This is a genomic window from Pseudomonas sp. Yb2C2, from assembly GCF_052112325.1.
GTDB classification, from domain to species: Bacteria; Pseudomonadota; Gammaproteobacteria; order Pseudomonadales; family Pseudomonadaceae; genus Aquipseudomonas; species Aquipseudomonas marginalis.
Genome location: NZ_JAVAJK010000048.1, coordinates 1 through 14244, shown reverse-complemented (window position 1 = coordinate 14244; position 14244 = coordinate 1). Strand labels below are relative to the sequence as shown.

Here is a 14244-nt window from a genome sequence, read left to right as displayed (position 1 = left end):
GTCGATCCCCGCCCCCCCAGATCCGGCGTGACCACCCCTTCTGCAATCACCGCCTCAATCGCCCGCAATATCCCATCATGCGCGTCCCGATAACGCCCTTCCCCATTGCCCAAAAAGTCCAGCATCAATGCCCCCGACCAGATCATCGCAATCGGATTGGCAATGTTCTGCCCATAGATATCCGGCGCAGATCCATGCACCGGCTCGAACAACGACGGAAACCGCCGCTCCGGATCCAGGTTCGCCGACGGCGCTATCCCGATGGTCCCCGCACACGCCGGCCCCAGGTCCGACAGGATGTCGCCGAACAGATTCGAGGCCACCACCACATCAAAGCGGTCCGGCTGCAACACAAACCGCGCACACAGGATGTCGATGTGCTGCTTGTCCCACGTCACCTCGGGATAGTTCGCCGCCATCAATGCCGTGCGTTCATCCCAGTAAGGCATGCTGATGGAAATCCCATTGGACTTGGTCGCCGCCGTCAGCTTCTTGCGCGGACGAGTCTGGGCCAGGTCGAAGGCGAACTTGAGAATGCGATCAACCCCACGTCGAGTGAACACCGATTCCTGCAGCACGAACTCATACTCGGTGCCTTCAAACATCTTGCCGCCCACCGAGGAGTATTCGCCCTCGGTGTTTTCGCGGATCACCACAAAGTCGATGTCCCCCGGCGCGCGCCCGGCCAGAGGGCAAGGCACGCCGGGGAACAGCCGCACCGGGCGGATGTTCACGTACTGGTCGAAGTCGCGGCGGAACTTGAGCAGCGAGCCCCACAGGGAAATATGGTCCGGGACTTTGTCGGGCCAGCCCACGGCGCCGAAGTAGATCGCGTCAAAGCCCTTGAGCTGCTCGAACCAGTCCTCGGGCATCATCTGCCCGTGTTCCAGGTAGTAATCGCAGTGGGCCCAGTCGAGCACTTCGATGCTCAGGTTCAGGTCCCAGATCCTGGCGGCCTGTTCCAGTACCCGCAGCCCTTCGGGCAGGACTTCCTTGCCGATGCCATCGCCGGCAATCGCGGCGATTCTGAATGCCTTGCTCATGGTGTGTGCCTCGCAAAAATTCAGTTCAAGCCGCCGATATGGAAGGCTTTGACTTCAAGGTATTCGTCCAGGCCGTACTTGCTGCCTTCGCGCCCCAGGCCCGATTGCTTGATGCCGCCGAACGGCGCGACTTCCATCGAGATGATCCCCGTGTTGAGCCCGACCATGCCGAACTCCAGGGCCTCGCTAAAGCGCCACGAACGCTGCAGGTCCTGGGTGAAATAGTAGGCGCCCAGGCCGTACGGGGTGGCGTTGGCCAGGGCGAGGGCCTGGGCTTCGTCGGTAAAGCGCATCAGCGGTGCCACCGGGCCGAAGGTTTCTTCATTGGCCAGCAACATCCCGGCGTGGGTGTCGCCGAGTACCGTGGGTTGCACGAACTGGCTGTCGCCGCTGGGGACGGCGCCGCACAGCAGCCGGGCGCCCTGGCTCAGGGCGTCGTCGATATGCCGCGCGACTTTGCTCACCGCTGCGGGGTTGATCAGCGGGCCGATGGTCACGCCGTCGTCCAGGCCGTTGCCGACCTTGAGCTTGCCCACCTCTTCCACCAGCCGCGCCGCGAAACGCGCGTAGATACCGTCCTGCACCAGGATGCGGTTAGCGCACACGCAGGTTTGCCCGGCGTTGCGAAACTTGCTGAGCATCACCCCGGCCACCGCCTGTTCGAGGTCGGCGTCATCGAACACGATAAACGGCGCATTGCCGCCCAGTTCCAGGCTCAAGCGCTTGATGTGCTCGGCACTCTGGCGCATCAACAGGCGGCCGACGGCGGTGGAGCCGGTAAAGGAAATCTTGCGCACCGCCGGGTTGCCGGTCAGCTCTTCGCCAATGCCGGCGGGCAAGCCGGTGATCACATTGAACACCCCGGCCGGAATGCCGACGCGCTCGGCCAGCACCGCCAGGGCCAGGGCCGACAGCGGCGTGAGGTCCGAGGGTTTGACGATGATCGGGCAACCGGCGGCCAGCGCCGGTGCGCATTTGCGCGTGATCATCGCGTTGGGGAAATTCCATGGGGTGATGGCGGCGCATACGCCCACCGGTTGCTTGAGGGTCAGCAAACGCCGATCACCGCTGGGCGCGGGCATGGTTTCGCCGTAGACCCGGCGCGCTTCCTCGGCGAACCATTTGACGAAACCGGCACCGTAGCGCACTTCGCCACGGGCTTCGTTCAGGGGTTTGCCCTGCTCGCAGGTCATGATCAGCGCCAGGTCATCGAGGTTGTCGATCATCACCTGGTACCAGCGCTCCAGCAGCGCCGCGCGTTCGGCAGCCGGGCGTGCGCGCCAGGCCGGCCAGGCACGCTCGGCGGCTTCGATGGCGCGGCGGGTGTCCACCGCGTCCATGGCCGGCACCTGGGCAATCAAGTGGCCGGTGGCCGGGTCGCGGATGTCCAGGGTGGCGCCGCTGTCGGCAGCGATCCACTGGCCATCTACGTAGGCGAGTTCAGCCAGCAGGCTGGGGTCTTGCAAGCGATTCTTGAGCATGGTCGAGTCCTGATCCGAGACACGCTCCAGTCTAGGGAGGCGCCGCAAACGAGGATGCCGAAAGCGCGGTTAAAGCAGCGTGCCGTGCTGAAATTGCGTTCAGGACGGCAGGCTCTGCTAGGCCGTCAGCGAACCGAGCAAGCCTTGCAAAAAGCGCTCGCCGGCGTCCATCTGGCTGATCTCGATAAACTCGTCGGGCTTGTGCGCCTGCTCGATGGAGCCCGGCCCGCACACCACCACCGGTACGTCCAGGCGCTGCTTGAACAGGCCGCCTTCGGTGCCGAACGAGACCTTGGAGGTGCCGGTGCCCGGCGCGGCGAATTGCTTGAGAAAGTGCACCGCCTCGACACTGGGGTGGGTGTCGAGGCCAGGATAGACGTTGATCGTTTCGATCTCGATGGCCGCCACGCTGGACAGCTTCTGCGCCTCACGCACGATCACCTCGGCGCGCTCGCGCATCTGCTCCAGGAACGCGTCCAGGTCGTCGGCCGGCAGGTTGCGCACTTCGAAGTCCAGGGTGCACAGGTTGGGCACGATATTCAGCGCCTTGCCGCCGATAATCTGGCCCACATGCACGGTGCTGTAGGGCACGTCATAGTCATTGTCCTGGGCACCATGGCGTTGCAACTGCTGCTGGCTGTCACGCAGGGCGGCGATAAAGTCGCAAGCCACGTGGATGGCGTTGACCGAGCGCGGCGCCAGGGATGAATGCGCCTCCTGGCCTCGGCAGTACGTGCGGTAGGAGCCCTTGCCCTTGTGGCCGAGGACAAACTGCATGTTGGTCGGCTCGCCGATCACACACAGAAACGGCCGTACCGGCGCCAGGTGCAGCACGTCGAGCAAGCGCCGCACGCCGACGCAGCCGATCTCTTCGTCATGGGACAGGGCCAGTTGCAATGGGCGGTTTAACGTGTGGTCGGCGGCATCCAGCATGGCGTCGATGGCCAGGGCGATAAAGCCCTTCATGTCGCAGCTGCCACGCCCATAAATGCGCCCGTCCTGCACGGTGGCGGCAAAGGCGGGAAAGGTCCAGGCCTGCCCCGCCGCCGGCACCACGTCGGTGTGCCCGGACAGCAGCACACCGGGCTGTTCCCTGGGCCCGGTGCTGGCGAACAGGTTGGCTTTCTTGCCGCTGGGGTCCTTGACGATCAGCGAGTCGATGCCCTTGGTCAGCAGCAGGTCGCGCACATACTCGATCAAGGCCATGTTCGACTCCGATGACACGGTGTCGAAGGCCATCAGCTGTTTCAGAATCTCCAATACGCGGGGTTTCATGAGGCCTGGCTCCGTTGCTCGTCAGGTAGGGCGAACCGGGTGATGGAGAATGGCTCGATCGGGGTACTGGTGCTGCCAGTGGCGAGCAACTCGGCCATCACATCGCCGACGCCCGGGCCAAGCTGGAAACCGTGGCCGCAAAACCCGAAGGCATAGAACAGCCCGTCAACCGTACCGCTGGGGCCCATCACCGGCAGCGAGTCCGGCAGGTAGCCTTCGATGCCGCTCCACACGCGGATGATGTTCAGGTTGCCGACGCCCGGCAGCAGGCGGCGCATCTGGCTGACCTGGTTGAGGATGCTGCGCGGTTCCAAATAGGCGCGGCGGTTGAGCATGTCCGGCTTGCTGCGGTAGCCGCCGCCGATGACGATATTGCCCCGGGGAATCTGGCGGAAGTAGATCACCTCTTCGGGCACCTTGGTGTACACGCCGATCACGGTGGGCAAGGCATAAGGCACCGGCTCGGTCACGGCCATTTGCGGGCCGTGGGTGTCCAGCGGCACCGGTTCGCCGAACTGCGCCGAGAGCTTCTGGCCCCAGGCGCCGGCGGTGATCAACAGTTGCGCGGCGTGGAACTGGCGGCCGTCGGTGGTGGTGACCTGGAAGTCGGCGCCGACCTTCTGCACCTCGGCCACTTCGGTGCGTTCTTCGATCTGCGCGCCCAGGCGCCGGGCGGCACGGGCAAACGCCGGCGCGGCCAGGCGCGGGTTGGCATGGCCATCGTGGGGCGCGTAGGAGCCGCCCTTGACGTCCGGGCCGAGGAAGCCGAAGCGTTGATGCAGTTCGGCGCCACGATAAATCTTCAGGTCCAGTTGTTGCGCTTCCGGTGCGGCGGCGTAGGCCTCCAGCTCGGCAATTTCATCCTCGCGGTAACACACGCGCATATGCCCGCTGGGGATGAATTCCAGGTCGTCGTCGATCAGTTCCGGCAGGCGCTTCCACAGCGCCCACGAGCGGTTGGCCAGGGCCAGTTGGCCGAGGAAACGCCCTTGCCGGCGCACATTGCCGAAGTTCACACCACTGGCGTACTGGCCGATCTGGTCGCGCTCCAGCAGGATCACCGACTGCCCGCGACGGCGCAGAAAAAACGCAGTCGCCGAGCCCATCAGACCCCCGCCGACAATCACCACATCGGCTTTTTTCACACTCATGACGAGACCTCCTCGGTGATCAGCATCGATAACGGTTTGACCGGCGCCTGGCCGCGCTGGCGCCCGACCGCCTGCACCGGCACGCCAGCAGCGGCGGCGATCACTTCGGCCCCGGCCTGGGAGCAATAACGCCCCTGGCAACGACCCATGCCCACGCGGCTGAACGCCTTGGCGCGATTGACTTCGCAGGCGCCCTTCTCTTTCACCGTGCGCCGTAACTCGCCGGCGCTGATCATCTCGCAGCGACACACAATGGCGCTGTCCGGCAACGCCTTGGCCTGTTCGCTCGGCCACGGGAACGCCTGGGCCAGGCCCAGGCGGAATTGATCCATCACCGCCAGGGCCTGCTGTTGCTCATCCCGCAGGCCGGTGTCCACCGGTTGTTGCAGGTCTTCCAGCAGCGCCAGCGCCACCAGGCGCCCGGCATGCTCGGCGGCATCGGCGCCGCGAATTTTCGCACCGTCACCGGCCGCGTACACGCCCTTCACCGAGGTGCGCCCGGCGTCATCCGTGGCCAGCCACCATTGGCTTGATGCCTCATCGAACGCCATGCGACAGCCGGCCAGGTCACCCAGCTGGGTTTCCGGGCGCAGGTGGTAACCCAGCGCAACGGCATCGGCCTGCACCGTGACGGTCTGCCCGTTGCCAGTGGTAAAGCGCACACCGCTTACACCATTGGCCGCGTCGCCCATCACTTGCAGCGGCTTGACCCCCAGGTGCACCGCCACCTTGGCGCGGTACAGTTGCGCCAATAGCTTGATCCCGGTGAACAGCACGCCAGGCCGCGCCAGCAGTTTGGGCAAGGCTTTCAGACGCAGGCTCAGAGACGAGGTGTCGAGCACCGCCGCCACCTCGGCGCCGGCCTTCACGTACTGGCTGGCGACCAGGTACAGCAACGGCCCGCTGCCCATGAACACCACGCGATGACCGATGGACACGGCCTGGTTTTTCAAGGCGATCTGCGCCCCGCCCAGGCTGTAGGTGCCCGCCAGTTGCCAGCCCTCGATGGGCATCAGGCGGTCGGTGGCGCCGGTGCAGAGGATCAGTGCGTCGTAATCCACCGTGGTGTGGCGGCCCTGGCTCACGCAGCACAGTTGCCCCGGCGTGAGGTTCCACACCAGGGTGTCGGGGCGGTAGTCGATGGCGTCGCGCAGGCGGTCGAAACTCTGGTGCAGCGCCTGGGCCTTGGCGGCCTCGCTGCCGTACAGGGTCGCGTAGTCGCGGGTGAAGCCTTCTGGCTGACGCCGATAGATCTGGCCACCGTCGCGGCGGTTTTCATCGATCAGGATCGGTTTGATCCCGGCCGCCAGCAGGGTTTCGGCGCAGCGCGCCCCGGCCGGTCCGGCGCCCACAATAACTACCCGTGCAGTGGCCATGTCGCCTCCGGTTGTGTGGTAACGATGTCCAGCCCGTCACGGACTTCATTGGAACAGGCGCGCAGGCGTTCGCCGCTGCGGGTCCACACCCAGCAATCCTGGCACGCGCCCATCAAGCAGAAACCGGCGCGGCGGCCGCTGTCGAATTCCGACTGGCGCAGCGCGTTGCCCTGGGTCAGCAGCGCGACCATCAAGGTGTCGCCCTGCAGGGCTTGGACGGCGGCGCCATCCACGGTCAGGCTGACCGTCGGCCGGCCCTGTTCGGCCAGCCTCACAAAACGCCCGTTCATGCATAGGCTCCCACAGTGAGGGTGTTGACGCCCTGCTGGGTATCCAGCAAATGGGCGCTGTCGTGGTGGCAAAGGATTTCACCACCGTCGTCAAGGCGGCGGCGCGGCGGCGCGGTGCGGTTGCACAGGCCGTCGACGCGCACCGGGCAGCGATTGAGGAAGGTGCACAGTTCCGGCCCATTGGCCCGCTCGCCGAGCGCTGGCAGTGTGTCGCCTGCAGTACCGCAGGTTTCCAGCCAGCCCTGGCGCAACTCGGGCACCGAGTGAATCAACAGGTCGGTGTAGGGATGGAACGGCGGCTCGGCAAACGCCTGGCGACTGCCGGCCTGGACCTTGCGGCCGCTATACATCACCACAATGTCATCGCACAGCGCGCGCACGGTAGAAATGTCGTGGCTGATAAACAGGTACGACACCCCCAGTTGCTGGCGCAGGTCGCGCAGCAGTTCGAGGATCGCCGCCCCCACCACGGTGTCGAGGGCCGAGGTCACTTCGTCGCAGAGGATCAGGTCGGGCTTGGCCGCCAGCGCGCGGGCCAGGTTGACCCGCTGCTTTTGCCCGCCGGACAGCTCATTCGGGCGCCGTTCGGCGAGGTCACGGGGCAGGCGCACCAGGTCGAGCAGTTCGCCGATGCGGGTTTGCAGCGCCGTGCCTTTGAGGCCGAAATACATTTTCAACGGTCGACCGATGATGGCCGCCACGCTGTGCATGGGGTTGAGCGCGGTGTCGGCGTTCTGGAACACCATCTGGATCCGGCGGAATTGTTCCGGGGTGCGCTCGGCGAGGCTGCCGCCCAAGGGTTGCCCGTCGAAGGCCAGGCCGCCGAGGGCCGGGGTCAGCAGCCCCGCCACCACCCGGGCCAGTGTGGACTTGCCCGAGCCCGACTCGCCGATCACGCCGATGGCCTGGCCACGGCGCACGGTGAGGTCGATGTCTTCCAATACCCGAATCGACGGCATGCCGTGCAGGTTCTTGTTGCCGTAGCCAGCGGTGAGGCCGGTGATGGTCAGCAGCGGAACCTCCCCGGCGACGCCGCAGGGCGGGCGAATAGTGGTGTCGGGCCGTGCGGCGGCCAGCAGGCTGCGGGTGTAGGCGTGGGTCGGGGCATTGAGCAGCGGCGCCGTGGCGCTCTGTTCGAGGATCTGCCCGCCGTTGAGCACCACGATCTGGTCGGCCATTTGCGCCACCACTGCGAGGTCGTGGGACACGTACACCGCCGTGGCCCCGCGCTCGCGCACCACGCGCTTGAAGGCGCGCAACACGTCGATCTGGGTGGTCACATCCAGTGCGGTGGTCGGCTCGTCGAGCACCACCAGCAGCGGGTCGCTGATCAGCGCCATCGCCGCCATCACCCGTTGCAGTTGCCCGCCGGAGACCTGGTGCGGGTAGCGTTGGCCGATGCGTTCCGGGCCCGGCAGCGCCAGGTCGCGGAACAGGCCGATAGCCTTGGCGTGCAGCTCGGCGCGCGTGCCCAGGCCGTGGATCAGTGCGCCTTCGATGACCTGGTCGATGAGTCTTTTCGCCGGGTTGAATGCGGCGGCGGCGCTTTGCGCGATATAGGACACACGGTTGCCGCGCAGGCCCTGCAATTGGTGTTCGCCCAGGGCGAGCATGTCGTGCTCGCCGACCTGCACCACGCCGCCGGACAAGCGACACCCGCGCCGTGCATACCCCAGCAAGGCCAGGGAGATGGTGGTCTTGCCCGAGCCGGACTCGCCGATCAATGCCAGCACTTCACCTTGTTTCAGGGCAAAGCTCACGCCCTTGACGATTTCCACCTCGCCGCGCTCGCCGCAGGCGACCACGCGCAGGTCTTCGACGCGAATCAATTCAGTCATTTCAATGGCCTCCCGTGCGTCGACTACGTCGCGACGACAGATAGTCGATCAGCAGATTCACGCCGATGGTCAGCGTGCCGATGGCCAGCGCCGGAAGGATGATGGCCAGCGCGCCCTGGTTGAGGCCGCCGATGTTTTCCCGCACCAGCGAGCCGAGGTCGGCGTCCGGCGGTTGCACGCCCAGGCCAAGAAAACTCATGCCGCTGAGCAACAGCACGATGTAGCCGAAACGCAGGCCCAGGTCGGTCAATACCGGGTTGAGCATGTTCGGCAGGATCTCCACGCACGCCACGTAAAGCCGGCGCTCGCCACGGGTACGCGCGACCTGCACGTACTCCAGGGCTTCAATGTTGACCGCCATGCTGCGGGCGACGCGGAAGGAGCCGGGGATATAACTGATCACGGCCGTACAGATCAGCAACGTCACCGATGAGCCAAAGGCCGAGACCATGATCAACGCAAGCATTTTGCTCGGGATCGAGATGAAGGCGTCCATGATGCGGCTGATGATTTCGTCCAGCCACTTGGGCGAGACCACCGACAACAGCGCACACCCGGTGCCGAAGGTGCTGGCCAGTAACGCTGCCACCAGCGCCAGCCCGACAGTAAAGCGCGCGCCCACCAGCACCCGGCTGAGCATGTCGCGGCCCAGGTAATCGGTGCCGAATGGATGCGCGAGGCTGAAGCCTTCGAAGATGTTATCGGACACCACCTCCCCCACCGGGTGAGGTGCCAGCCACGGGCCGAGCAGCGCCACCAGCAGCCAGGCGACGCACACCACGCCGCCCAGCAGCCCCAGCCACGACGGGCCGCTGGACACCTTGGCGAGTGCCAGGGCGGAGGAGACAGGCTTGGATTTCGCAATGAGGTTGTTCATTGGTTTCTCAGCCTCGGATTGGACAGGATCGCGCACAGGTCGGCGAGCAGCACCAGGCCCAGGTAGGCCGCGCAGAACAACATGGTGCACGCCTGCACCAGCGCCATGTCGCGGTTGGTCACGGCATCGACCATCAAGCTGGCAATGCCGGGGTAGTTGAAAATGGTTTCGACAATCACCACCCCGCCCAACAGGTACGACAGGCTCAGGGCGATGGCGTTGGCAATCGGCCCGATCGCATTGGGCAAGGCATGGCGCAGCACGATGCGGATCGGGCTGACGCCTTTGAGGCGGGCCATTTCCACATAGGGGCTGTCGAGCTGGTCGATCACGGCGGCGCGGGTCATGCGCGCCATTTGCGCGACGATCACGCAGCACAGCGTCATCACCGGCAAGGCATAGGTGCGCAGAAATTGCAGCGGTGAGCTGATGTCGCTGGCATAGGAGAGGGCCGACAACCAACCGAGGTTGACCGCAAAAATCAGCACCGCCAGGGTCGCCACCAGGAATTCCGGCACCGCGACCATCGCCAGGGTGATGAAGCTCAGGCAACTGTCGATGCGCCCGCCCCGGCCCATCGCCGAGCCGATGCCGAGCACCAGTGCCACCGGCACCGAGACCAGCGCCGTGGCGCCCGCCAGCATCAGGGTGTTGGGCACCCGGCCCGCCATCAGCTCACCGACCGGCATGGCGTTGGAGACCGACACGCCCATGTCGCCAGTGAGCAGGCTCATCAACCAGTGCAGGTAACGCAGCACACCGGGCTGGTCCAACCCCAGTTTCAGGCGCAGGGCCGCCACCTGTTCAGGGGTCGCGAACTGGCCCAGGGATTGTTGCGCCGCGTCCCCCGGCAGTACCGCCGTGATCGCGAACACGACCATGGACACGATCAACAAGGTCAAGGCCCCGGCGCCGAAGCGCCGGCCGATCAACCACAGTGTATTGCTATTCATCCCACCACCCTCCTCAAGCGTCCAACCACACCTGCTCGGCAAACATGTAGCCCATGAAACCGCCCAGTGGGTTGCTGTCGTAGCCTTTGATGCGCTGGTCGACGCCGTCGATATTGCTGATGAACACCGGCACGCCGATGCCGCAGTGGTCGTGCACCAGGACCTGCATGTCGCCATACATCTTGGCGCGCTTGGCGTCATCGGTTTCGCCACGGGCCAGCATCAGCAACTGGTCGAATTGCTCGTTCTGCCAGCCGGACTCGTTCCACGGCGCCTTGGACTGGAAGAACTGCGAGAACATCACGTCGGCATTCGGCCGCGGGTTGATGTTGCCGAAGCTCAGCGGGTGCTTCATCCAGTGGTTGGACCAGTAGCCGTCGCTCGGCAGGCGGTTCACGTCGAGCTTGAGCCCGGCCTGTTTGGCCGACTGCTGCAACAGCACGGCGATGTCTACCGAGCCGGTGGCGGCAGGCGAGGCCATCACGGGCATGGTGATGCTTTCCATGCCGGCTTTCTTCAGCAGGAACCTGGCTTTTTCCGGATCGTAGACCGTCTGCGGCAAGTCGGTGTTGAAGTAGCGCGAACCCGGCGCAATCGGGTGGTCGTTGCCCACCACCGCAAAGCCACGGAATACGGCGGACTTGACCTGTTCACGGTCGAGCAGCAGCTTCATGGCCTGGGTGAATTCCGGGCTTTTGCCGGGCAGTTGGTCCTGGCGAATGATCAAGTCAGTGTAGTTGCCCGACGGCGCGTCGACTACGCGGTGCTTGGCGCTGGCCTTGATGCGCGTGGTGGAGCGCGGGTTGACCTCGTTGATCATGTGCACGTCGCCCGACAGCAGTGCATTGACCCGCGATGGCTCGTCGGCAATCGCGATGAACTCGATCTCGTCGAGGTACGGCAGGCCCGGTTTCCAGTAGTTCTTGTTGCGCACCGCAATCGAACGCACGCCGGGCTTGAACTCGCCCACGGTGAACGGTCCGGTGCCGATGCCTTTGCTGAAGTCGCTGGTGCCCTCGGGGACGATCAACAGGTGTGACACCGCGAGGATCGACGGCAACTCGGCGTTGGCCGCGCTGAGGCGGATCTGCACTTCGTTCGGCCCGCTGGCCTTGATCTCGGCGAACTGCTCCATCAGCGGCATGACCTTGGAACCGGTCAGCGGGTCTTTGTGGCGGTTCAGGGAGAACACCACGTCGGCGGCGGTCAGGGCCTTGCCGTTGTGGAAGGTCACGTCCTTGCGCAGGGTGATGGTCCAGACGGTGGCGTCGGTGTTGTCGATGCGCTCGGCCAGTTCCAGTTGCGGCACCAGGTGCTTATCGAAACGGGTCAGGCCGTTGTAGAACATGTAGTGGCGCACATAGTCGGTGGACAGCGCGCCCTTGGCCGGGTCGAGGGTATCGGCGGTGGAGCTGGACATGCCGGCCACGCGGATCTTGCCGCCTGGCTTGCCTTTGCCGGCCACGGCGGCCTCGTCGGCGAACAGCTTGCCGGCGGCGCCGAACAGGCTGCCGGCACCGGCGGCGGCGACACCGGCCACGCCCAGCATTTGCAGGGCGTTGCGGCGCGACATGCCACGGTTGAGACGTTCGAACACCCGCAGGCTGTCCTGGCCGGAGATGAGTTCGGGGGTGTTTTTGTTGTCAGTCATAGCAAGGCTACCTGTCGATAATCGGAAGAATCGAGTGCTCACGGATGTCCGGAGCGTCCTGGAAACGCAAACGACGGTGACGCAACAACGGCAACTCAGTGCAGATAGTCCTGGAAGCGGTAGTAAGCCCCCACGAACGGCAGGAACCACGGCTTGCCGAAATGCCCGGGGATCGCCGGCCATTCCAGTTCGCGCCAAGGGTTGGCGGCCGCATTACCGGCCATCACTTCGGCCATTACCTGGCCCATGTGCACCGACATCTGCACGCCATGGCCGCTGTAGCCCATGGAGTGGAATACGCCGCCATGCTGGCCGGCGCGGGGCAGGCGGTCGGACGTCATGTCCACCAGGCCACCCCAGCAGTAGTCGATCTTCACGTGCGCCAACTGCGGGAACATGTTCAGCATCGCCGCTTGCAGTACCTTGCCGCTCTTGGCGTCGGAGACGCTGTCGGACATGGCAAACCGCGCACGTCCGCCAAACAGCAGGCGGTTGTCCGGGGTCAGGCGAAAGTAGTTGCCGATCATGCGGCTGGTCACATAGGCGCGATGTTGCGGCAGCAACTGGTCGATCAGCGTCTGGGGCAAGACTTCGGTGGCGATGACAAAACTGCCCACCGGCACAATCCTGCGGCGGTACCAACCCAGGTCGCCATGCTGGCAGGCACCGGTTGCCAGCAGGACTTGCCCGGCGTGCAGTGAACCCTTGGCGGTGTTGACCTGATAGCCGCCGGCCTGGGCCTTCCAATCCTTGACGGGGGTGTGCTCGTAGATCATCGCACCACGCCGCGCCGCCGCTTCGGCCAAGCCGACGCCGAAGCGGCCGACATGCATCTGCACGCCGTTGCGTTGCAGCAGGCCGCCATGAAACTGCGCCGAATTGACTTCCGCGTGGGTCTGCTCGGCGCTGAGCAACTCGACATCGGCATCCACCTCCTGGCGGATCAGCTCGCAGGTGCGGGCCAGGCCTTCGTAGTGTATCGGCTTGGCCGCCAGCTTGAGCTTGCCGTTGCGCACCAGGTCGCAGGCAATGCCTTCCTGCTCGACCAGTGACACCACCGTCTGCACGGCACTTTCATAGGCCTGGTAATAGGCGCGTGCCTTGGCGGCACCGAGGCTGGCGTGCAGCCCGGCGTAATCCTGGGCCACCCCGGTGTTGCACTGCCCACCGTTGCGCCCCGAGGCCTCGCCGATCACCCGCCCGGCGTCGAGCACCACCACACTGGCGCCCTTGAGCGCCAACGCCCGCGCCGCCGCCAGGCCGGTGAACCCACCGCCGACCACAGCCACATCGACCTGCTTGGGCAAGCCGCCCAGCCGGGCACCGGTAAACGCCGGTGCGGTGTCGAGCCAATAGGATTCACTGCCCATGTCTTGCCCTCAGAGGTGTGCGGTTACAGACCGACCAGCGCCGGCAGCCCACCGATATCGGTGATCTGCTGGTAACCGTAGAACGCGTTGCCCGGCACTTCGTGGCCACGGGCAACGAAGGCTTTGTTTTTGATCTTCATGTCATGGGCCGGCATCAGGTCGTAACGGAAGCTGGACGACACATGCAAGATGTCTTCCGGGCCGCAACCGAGGTTGTCGAGCATGAACTCGAACGCGGCCAGGCGCGGCTTGTAGGCCTGGGCCTGCTCGGCGGTGAACACCTTGTGGAACGGCGCGCCGAGCTTGTCGACGTTGGACATGATCTGGCTGTCGCTGGCATTGGAGAAGATCACCAGGGGAATCTTGTCGGCAATTTTCGACAGCCCGGCCGGCACGTCTGCATGGGGGCCCCAGGTCGGCACGGCGTCGTAATACAGCTGGCCTTCCTCGCGATAGTCGATACCCCAGCGTTTGCAGGTACGGGCCAGGGCGGTCTTGAGGATTTCATCGTAGGGGCGCCAGTCGCCCATGACTTGGTCGAGGCGGTAGGCCGAGAAATCCTTGACGAACTGGTCCATCTGCTCGGGCTTGATGCGATCGGCAAACAGCTCGCGGGTCATGGTGCCCATATGGAAGTTGGTCAGCGTACCGTAGCAGTCGAACGTAATGAATTTGGGACGAAGAAAGCTCATTGAGTGCGGTCCTGGAGTTCGTTGAGTGTGACAAGCGTTCGCTGCCCTGGCGGCGCGTCGGCCTCGTTGCAGCACAGGTTCATTACACCACTGTGAAATCAGCATATGCCGTCTAAAACGACCTGCGCTCAATACAAACCACCGTTTTGGTGGCCGGGCTCAGCAGACTTTGCGGTGCGCGCCAGGCTTGGGCAGGGCCAGTGTTTGTGCGCTTTTAGGGGGCTTTTGGGGGTGCAGAGGCTTAAGC

General features: G+C 64.8%; 12 protein-coding genes. All 12 read right to left on the bottom strand.

What is annotated here, in order from left to right; translation table 11 throughout:
- Positions 1–1043 (bottom strand): tartrate dehydrogenase (locus Q8X51_RS31840; RefSeq protein WP_407695004.1); only part of this gene is annotated, 1043 nt, incomplete at its 3' end.
- A 20-nt stretch (positions 1044–1063) separates the two neighbouring features.
- A complete protein-coding gene (locus tag Q8X51_RS31835) occupies positions 1064–2524 on the bottom strand; it encodes an NAD-dependent succinate-semialdehyde dehydrogenase (protein WP_407694360.1) in 1461 nt (486 codons plus the stop codon).
- Positions 2525–2641: 117 nt separating this feature from the next.
- Complete coding sequence (gene argE, locus Q8X51_RS31830) at positions 2642–3799, bottom strand: acetylornithine deacetylase (protein ID WP_323147517.1); 1158 nt, start codon at positions 3797–3799, stop codon at positions 2642–2644.
- Positions 3796–4950 carry an NAD(P)/FAD-dependent oxidoreductase gene (locus Q8X51_RS31825; RefSeq protein ID WP_407694361.1) on the bottom strand — a complete coding sequence of 385 codons (1155 nt, stop codon included), beginning with the start codon at positions 4948–4950 and terminating at the stop codon, positions 3796–3798. Before Q8X51_RS31825 ends, argE begins: the two co-directional genes overlap by 4 nt.
- Positions 4947–6326: an FAD/NAD(P)-dependent oxidoreductase gene (locus tag Q8X51_RS31820; protein WP_407694362.1), complete on the bottom strand. Its 1380-nt coding sequence runs from the start codon at positions 6324–6326 to the stop codon at positions 4947–4949. The genes Q8X51_RS31825 and Q8X51_RS31820 overlap by 4 nt, the downstream gene beginning before the upstream one ends.
- Positions 6308–6616 (bottom strand): (2Fe-2S)-binding protein, encoded by a 309-nt coding sequence (locus Q8X51_RS31815; RefSeq protein WP_053138839.1) that lies wholly within the window; start codon positions 6614–6616, stop codon positions 6308–6310. The genes Q8X51_RS31820 and Q8X51_RS31815 overlap by 19 nt, the downstream gene beginning before the upstream one ends.
- Positions 6613–8454 (bottom strand): ABC transporter ATP-binding protein, encoded by a 1842-nt coding sequence (locus Q8X51_RS31810; protein WP_407694363.1) that lies wholly within the window; start codon positions 8452–8454, stop codon positions 6613–6615. Before Q8X51_RS31810 ends, Q8X51_RS31815 begins: the two co-directional genes overlap by 4 nt.
- Position 8455: 1 nt before the next feature.
- Positions 8456–9331, bottom strand: a complete 876-nt coding sequence (locus tag Q8X51_RS31805) for an ABC transporter permease (protein ID WP_027607459.1) — start codon at positions 9329–9331, stop codon at positions 8456–8458.
- Positions 9328–10284: an ABC transporter permease gene (locus Q8X51_RS31800; protein WP_053138848.1), complete on the bottom strand. Its 957-nt coding sequence runs from the start codon at positions 10282–10284 to the stop codon at positions 9328–9330. The genes Q8X51_RS31805 and Q8X51_RS31800 overlap by 4 nt, the downstream gene beginning before the upstream one ends.
- Before the next feature lie 13 nt (positions 10285–10297).
- The gene (locus tag Q8X51_RS31795; RefSeq protein WP_065948061.1) at positions 10298–11935 is read right to left on the bottom strand and encodes an ABC transporter substrate-binding protein; all 1638 of its coding nucleotides are present in this window, start codon (positions 11933–11935) and stop codon (positions 10298–10300) included.
- A gap of 95 nt (positions 11936–12030) precedes the next feature.
- Positions 12031–13305 (bottom strand): NAD(P)/FAD-dependent oxidoreductase, encoded by a 1275-nt coding sequence (locus tag Q8X51_RS31790; RefSeq protein WP_407694364.1) that lies wholly within the window; start codon positions 13303–13305, stop codon positions 12031–12033.
- A 23-nt stretch (positions 13306–13328) separates the two neighbouring features.
- Positions 13329–13997: a haloacid dehalogenase type II gene (locus Q8X51_RS31785; RefSeq protein ID WP_065924408.1), complete on the bottom strand. Its 669-nt coding sequence runs from the start codon at positions 13995–13997 to the stop codon at positions 13329–13331.
- Positions 13998–14244: the final 247 nt, after the last annotated feature.

What these genes read in the sequence shown, in the direction of transcription:
- Q8X51_RS31820 (WP_407694362.1), bottom strand. Translation starts at nt 6,326, where the DNA reads ATGGCCACTGCACGGGTAGTTATTGTGGGCGCCGGACCGGCCGGGGCG.
- Q8X51_RS31810 (WP_407694363.1), bottom strand. Translation starts at nt 8,454, where the DNA reads ATGACTGAATTGATTCGCGTCGAAGACCTGCGCGTGGTCGCCTGCGGC.
- argE (WP_323147517.1), bottom strand. Translation starts at nt 3,799, where the DNA reads ATGAAACCCCGCGTATTGGAGATTCTGAAACAGCTGATGGCCTTCGAC.
- Q8X51_RS31795 (WP_065948061.1), bottom strand. Translation starts at nt 11,935, where the DNA reads ATGACTGACAACAAAAACACCCCCGAACTCATCTCCGGCCAGGACAGC.
- Q8X51_RS31835 (WP_407694360.1), bottom strand. Translation starts at nt 2,524, where the DNA reads ATGCTCAAGAATCGCTTGCAAGACCCCAGCCTGCTGGCTGAACTCGCC.
- Q8X51_RS31825 (WP_407694361.1), bottom strand. Translation starts at nt 4,950, where the DNA reads ATGAGTGTGAAAAAAGCCGATGTGGTGATTGTCGGCGGGGGTCTGATG.
- Q8X51_RS31805 (WP_027607459.1), bottom strand. Translation starts at nt 9,331, where the DNA reads ATGAACAACCTCATTGCGAAATCCAAGCCTGTCTCCTCCGCCCTGGCA.
- Q8X51_RS31790 (WP_407694364.1), bottom strand. Translation starts at nt 13,305, where the DNA reads ATGGGCAGTGAATCCTATTGGCTCGACACCGCACCGGCGTTTACCGGT.
- Q8X51_RS31815 (WP_053138839.1), bottom strand. Translation starts at nt 6,616, where the DNA reads ATGAACGGGCGTTTTGTGAGGCTGGCCGAACAGGGCCGGCCGACGGTC.
- Q8X51_RS31785 (WP_065924408.1), bottom strand. Translation starts at nt 13,997, where the DNA reads ATGAGCTTTCTTCGTCCCAAATTCATTACGTTCGACTGCTACGGTACG.
- Q8X51_RS31800 (WP_053138848.1), bottom strand. Translation starts at nt 10,284, where the DNA reads ATGAATAGCAATACACTGTGGTTGATCGGCCGGCGCTTCGGCGCCGGG.